4 protein-coding genes are annotated in these 5,464 nt (G+C 62.9%); all 4 read right to left on the bottom strand.

What is annotated here, in order from left to right:
- Positions 1 to 318: 318 nt before the first annotated feature.
- Genes AC1DH9_RS21080 through AC1DH9_RS21065 form a run of 4 tightly spaced genes read right to left on the bottom strand, consistent with a single transcriptional unit; the run spans position 319 to position 5,454 of the window.
- Positions 319 to 540 carry a formate dehydrogenase subunit delta gene (locus tag AC1DH9_RS21080; protein WP_427543090.1) on the bottom strand — a complete coding sequence of 74 codons (222 nt, stop codon included), beginning with the start codon at positions 538 to 540 and terminating at the stop codon, positions 319 to 321.
- A complete protein-coding gene (fdhF, locus tag AC1DH9_RS21075) occupies positions 537 to 3,422 on the bottom strand; it encodes a formate dehydrogenase subunit alpha (RefSeq protein ID WP_477808724.1) in 2,886 nt (961 codons plus the stop codon). Before fdhF ends, AC1DH9_RS21080 begins: the two co-directional genes overlap by 4 nt.
- Entirely contained in the window at positions 3,419 to 4,981 is a 1,563-nt protein-coding gene (locus AC1DH9_RS21070) for an NADH-ubiquinone oxidoreductase-F iron-sulfur binding region domain-containing protein (RefSeq protein WP_477808723.1), read from the bottom strand. Before AC1DH9_RS21070 ends, fdhF begins: the two co-directional genes overlap by 4 nt.
- Positions 4,978 to 5,454 carry a formate dehydrogenase subunit gamma gene (locus AC1DH9_RS21065; RefSeq protein WP_019693486.1) on the bottom strand — a complete coding sequence of 159 codons (477 nt, stop codon included), beginning with the start codon at positions 5,452 to 5,454 and terminating at the stop codon, positions 4,978 to 4,980. The genes AC1DH9_RS21070 and AC1DH9_RS21065 overlap by 4 nt, the downstream gene beginning before the upstream one ends.
- Between the last annotated feature and the right edge of the window lie 10 nt (positions 5,455 to 5,464).

Genomic DNA, 5,464 nt, shown 5'->3' with positions numbered 1-5,464 from the left:
CTTCCAAGGGTGGCCAAATATATAAACTTCCATCACGTCTAATACCTCTACCCACAGCATTCATCACTATGGACTAAACCTTCTTAGTATAGTCGGGCGCCCAATACTCACCCCGGGAAATGTGCAGCCCTTGGATGAATTGGAAATATCAGGTCAGTGTTGATATGCGTTATTTGATTTGCAGCAGGAAATGCTGCAAATAACAGAGGACGGTGGTTTTGGAGGGGGGGAAGAACGGGGGGTTATCAAGCGGAGCATGAGGTTGCCCCTTGGCCTGTCTTCACAAACCAAGGGGCAATTCCAATGGATCAGGTGAACCTAAGCCTCCCAGCCCGCCTCACTGACTGCCTTCTGCACCAGCGGGTGCAAGTCTGCGCCCTGATGCTCGGTTTGCCAGGCGAGCAACTCCTTGCGCATGCCGGGCGTCCAGTACATTTTCATATGATTACGCACGTCGAGCGCGGCTTGTTGCTGGTCCGGTTCGGTGGCGAAGTACTGGGCGATCTGGTTAGCCATTTTGATCAGGTTGGCAGTGCTCATCGGCGTACCTCGGCTTTTGCTCCGGCGCGTGCCGCACGACGTTCGTCGAGCAGGCGTTGCTGTTCGTCGCTGAACGCCTGATAGCGTTTTTGCCACTCGGAAGGGTGGTAGACGCGGCTGACTTCCACGGCGGTGACCTTGTACTCCGGACAGTTGGTGGCCCAGTCGGAGTTGTCGGTGGTGATGACGTTGGCCCCCGATTCCGGGAAGTGGAAAGTGGTGTACACCACGCCCGGGGCTACTCGTTCGGTGATCCGCGCACGCAGGACGGTTTGCCCGGCGCGGCTGCCAATGCCAACCCAGTCACCTTCGTTGATGCCACGGCTCTCGGCGTCGGTCGGGTGGATTTCCAGACGGTCTTCGTCGTGCCAGGCAACGTTTTCGGTACGCCGGGTCTGCGCGCCGACGTTGTACTGGCTGAGGATGCGCCCGGTGGTGAGCAACAGCGGATAGCGGCTGTTGACCTTTTCCTCGGTGGGCACGTAGCCGGTGAGCATGAAGCGCCCTTTGCCGCGCACGAATTCCTCGATGTGCATGGTCGGCGTGCCGTCCGGTGCCTCGGCGTTGCACGGCCATTGCAGGCTGCCGTGGCGATCCAGCGAGGCGTAGCTGACGTTGGTGAAGGTCGGCGTCAGGCTGGCGATTTCATCCATGATTTCCGACGGATGCTGGTAGTTCATCGGGTAACCGAGGGCGTTGGCCAGGGCCACGGTGCCTTCCCAGTCGGCCTTGCCGCCCAGCGGTTCCATGACCTTGCGCACTCGGGAGATGCGTCGCTCGGCGTTGGTGAAGGTGCCGTCTTTTTCGAGGAACGAGCTGCCCGGCAGGAACACGTGGGCGAACTTGGCGGTTTCGTTGAGGAAAATGTCCTGCACCACGATGCATTCCATGGCCGACAGGGCCGCGGTGACGTGCTGGGTATTCGGGTCGCTCTGGGCGATGTCTTCACCCTGGCAATACAAGCCCTTGAAGCTACCGCCCAGGGCGGCTTCGAACATGTTGGGAATGCGCAGGCCCGGATCGGGTTGCAGCGTAACGTTCCAGGCCTGTTCGAATTGCRCTCGTACCACCTCGTTGGAGATGTGCCGATAGCCGGGCAACTCGTGCGGGAAGGAGCCCATGTCGCAGGAGCCCTGAACGTTGTTCTGCCCACGCAGCGGGTTCACGCCCACGCCTTCGCGGCCGATGTTGCCAGTGACCATGGCCAGGTTGGCGATGCCCATGACCGCGGTGCTGCCCTGGCTGTGTTCGGTAACACCCAAGCCATAGTAGATCGCCGCATTGCCACCGGTGGCATACAGACGGGCAGCGGCGCGGATGTCGGCAGCGGCAACGCCGCAGATCTCGCCAAGGACTTCCGGCGAGTTTTCCGCACGGCTGACGAACGCCTTCCACTGGGCGAAATCGCTGCCCTCGCAACGGGCGTCGATAAAGTCCTGGTTCAGCAGACCTTCGGTGACGATGACGTGGGCCAGGGCGTTGAGCATGGCGACGTTGGTGCCCGGGCGCAGGGCCAGGTGCAGTTCGGCGCGGGCATGCACCGTGTCCACCAGATCAATGCGGCGTGGGTCGATGACGATCAGCCGCGCGCCTTCACGCAGGCGGCGCTTGAGCTGGGAGGCGAACACCGGGTGGGCGTCGCTCGGGTTGGCGCCCATCACCAGAATCACGTCGGCTTGCATCACCGAGTCGAAGCTCTGGGTGCCGGCGGACTCGCCGAGGGTTTGTTTCAGGCCATAGCCGGTCGGCGAGTGGCAGACCCGCGCACAGGTGTCGACGTTGTTGTTGCCGAACGCGGCGCGCACCAGTTTTTGCACCAGATAGGTTTCTTCGTTGGTGCAGCGGCTGGAGGTGATGCCACCAATGGAGTCGCGGCCATATTTTTGCTGCAAACGGCGGAATTCGCTGGCGGCGTAAGTCACCGCTTCATCCCAGCTGACTTCCTGCCAAGGATCGTTGATGTGCTTGCGGATCATCGGCTTGGTGATGCGATCCGGGTGGGTCGCGTAGCCCCAGGCAAAGCGCCCTTTGACGCACGAGTGGCCGTGGTTGGCCTGGCCGTTCTTGTCGGGGACCATGCGCACGACCTGGTTGCCTTTCATCTCGGCGCGGAACGAGCAGCCCACGCCGCAATAGGCGCAGGTGGTGATCACGCTGTGTTCGGGCTGACCCAGCTCGACCACGCTTTTTTCCATCAGCGTCGCGGTCGGGCAGGCTTGCACACACGCGCCGCAGGACACGCATTCCGAGTCGAGGAAGTTCTCGCCACCGGCGGCCGCGACCCGGGATTCGAAACCGCGCCCGGTAATGGTCAGGGCAAAGGTGCCCTGGGTTTCTTCACAGGCGCGTACGCAGCGGTTGCAGACGATGCACTTGCTCGGGTCGTAGTCGAAGTAGGGGTTGGAGGTGTCCTTCTGGTCGTCCAGATGGTTCTCGCCTTCGTAGCCGTAACGCACTTCCCGCAGGCCGACCTGGCCGGCGACGGTTTGCAGCTCGCAGTTGCCGTTGGCCGAACAGGTCAGGCAGTCCAGCGGGTGATCGGAGATGTACAGCTCCATGACGTTGCGGCGCAGGGTCGCGAGCTTCGGCGTCTGGGTGTGCACGCTCATGCCTTCGCTGACCGGCGTGGTGCAGGACGCCGGGTAGCCGCGCATGCCGTCGATCTCGACCAGGCACATGCGGCAGGAGCCGAAGGCTTCCAGGCTGTCGGTGGCACACAGTTTGGGAATGGTGGTGCCGAGCATTGCGGCGGCGCGCATCACCGACGTGCCTTCGGGCACGCTGATGCTTTGGCCGTCGATGTTCAGGGTGACCTGCACTTCGCTGTGGCGAGCCGGGGTGCCCAGATCGATATCGGTGTTCGGGTCGAAGAGAGTGATCATTGGTCGGCCTCCGAGGCTTGCAGACCGAAGTCAGCGGGGAAGTACTTGAGGGCGCTGACCACTGGATAGGAAGTCATGCCGCCCAGCGCGCACAGCGAACCGTACTGCAGGGTGTCGCACAGGTCCTTGAGGATGATCACCTGTTCATCGCGACTGCTCTGGTCCGGCGCGGCCAGCAGGCGGTCGATCACCTCCACGCCACGGGTCGAGCCGATGCGGCAAGGGGTGCATTTGCCGCAGGATTCCTCGGCGCAGAACTGCATGGCGAAGCGCGCCATGTGGGCCATATCGAGGCTGTCGTCAGCCACCACCACACCACCGTGACCGAGCATGGCGCCGATGGCGGCGAACGCTTCGTAATCCAGCGGCGTGTCGAATTGCGAAGGTGGCACCCAAGCGCCGAGAGGGCCGCCCACTTGCGCGGCTTTCAGCGGTCGGCCACTGGCGGTACCGCCGCCGTACTCTTCCACCAGTTCCCGCAGGGTCAGGCCAAAGGCCCGCTCTACCAAACCGCCGTGACGAACATTGCCCGCCAGTTGGAAGGGCATGGTGCCCAGCGAACGGCCCATGCCGTAATCGCGATAGAACTGCGCGCCCTTGGCCATAATCAGCGGCACCGAGGCCAGCGTCAGTACGTTGTGCACTAGGGTCGGCAGGCCGAACAGGCCCTGCAACGCCGGGATCGGTGGCTTGGCGCGGACGATCCCGCGCTTGCCTTCGAGCGAGTCGAGCAACGCGGTCTCTTCACCGCAGATGTAAGCGCCGGCACCGACCCGCACTTCCATGTCGAAGGCTTGGCCGCTGCCGCCGACATTGGCGCCGAGGTAACCGGCGGACCGGGCGATATCTAGCGCCGCGCGCAGTGTGGCCACAGCCTGTGGATATTCCGAGCGCACATAAATGTAGCCGTAGCTGGCGCCGACGGTGATGCCGGCAATGGCCATGCCTTCGATCAGCAGGAAGGGGTCACCTTCCATCAACATGCGGTCGGCGAAGGTGCCGGAGTCGCCTTCGTCGGCGTTGCACACAATGTATTTTTGCGCCGCCTGAGTGCCACGCACCGTGCGCCATTTGATCCCGGCCGGGAACGCCGCGCCGCCACGGCCACGCAGGCCCGAATCGAACACCTCAGTCGCGGTCTGTTCTCCACCGAGGGTGATGGCTCTTTTCAGACCCTCGAAACCGCCATGATCCAGGTAATCGTCAATGGACAGCGGCTGGGTAATACCGGCGCGGGCGAACAGCAGGCGTTGTTGCGTCTTCAGATAGGGCAATTCTTCCACCAGGCCCAAGGCCAGCGGATGAGCAGACGGCTCGCCTTGCAAGGCATCGAGCACTGACGGCACATCGTCCGCGGTCAGCGGGCCGAAGCCAATAYGGCCTTGCGGGCTGTCCACTTCCAGCAGCGGTTCCAGCCAGTACAGGCCGCGAGAACTGGTGCGTTGCAACTCCAGAGGCACAAAGCGTCCCCGGGCATGGGTGATAAGAGCTGCCGCAACCTCTTCGGCACCCACGGCACGGGCCAGCGAATCACAGGACAGATAGAAAGCCGGCATCATGCGTCCTCCTGGCAAGCATCAAGCAGGGCATCCAGACGCTCGGCACTGAGCCGCGCATGCACCTGACCATCCAGCTCCAGAGCGGGCGAGCAGGCACAGGCGCCGAGGCAATACACCGGACGCAGGCTGATGCTGCCGTCGGCACTGCTGCCGTGGTCGTCCAGTTGCAGGCGTTCACGCAATTGCGCCGCGAGCTGCTCGGCACCGCGGCTCTGGCAGGACTCGGCCCGGCACAAGCGCAGGATATGCCGCGCCGGAGGGGCGGTGCGGAAGTCATGGTAGAAGCTGATCACCCCGCGAACCTCGGCCTGGCTCAGGTTCAGCGCATGGGCAATCTCGGGGACGGCGGCATCGGGGATGTAACCGATGCCCTCCTGAATATCATGAAGGATCGGCAACAGCGCGCCGGGCGAACCCTTGTGGCGCTCCAGCAGGTTGTTGACCATAGACAGGTGCAACATCTCATCAGGCATACAGCATTCC

It is taken from the genome of Pseudomonas sp. 05T35 (assembly GCF_056396605.1).
The sequence above is the reverse complement of the archived record's forward strand: the minus strand, read 5'-3'. Positions and strand labels throughout refer to the sequence as shown.